Annotated in this window: 1 protein-coding gene; it reads right to left on the bottom strand. The window is 61.2% G+C overall.

Annotation, left to right across the window (positions count from 1 at the left end):
- On the bottom strand, positions 1-291 hold a 291-nt coding region (locus ACG00Y_RS28910; protein WP_394485101.1), incomplete at both ends, for an EF-Tu C-terminal domain-related protein.

Genomic DNA, 291 nt, shown 5'->3' with positions numbered 1-291 from the left:
TGCGGAAGTAGAACTGGGGACGGTAGTTGTTGAAGAACGGCGTGTGGCGGCCGCCCTCTTCCTTGCTCAGAACGTAGATCTCAGCGGTGAAGTGGGTGTGGGGCTTGATGGTGCCGGGCTTGGCCAGCACTTGGCCGCGCTCGACGTCTTCACGCTTGGTGCCGCGCAGCAGGATGCCGACGTTGTCGCCTGCTTGACCTTGGTCCAGCAGCTTGCGGAACATTTCGACGCCCGTGACCGTGGTCTTCTGGACTTCGCGGATGCCGACGATTTCGATTTCTTCGCCGACCT

Source organism: Pelomonas parva, assembly GCF_043555835.1.
GTDB classification, from domain to species: Bacteria; Pseudomonadota; Gammaproteobacteria; order Burkholderiales; family Burkholderiaceae_C; genus Pelomonas; species Pelomonas parva.
The sequence above is the reverse complement of the archived record's forward strand: the minus strand, read 5'-3'. Positions and strand labels throughout refer to the sequence as shown.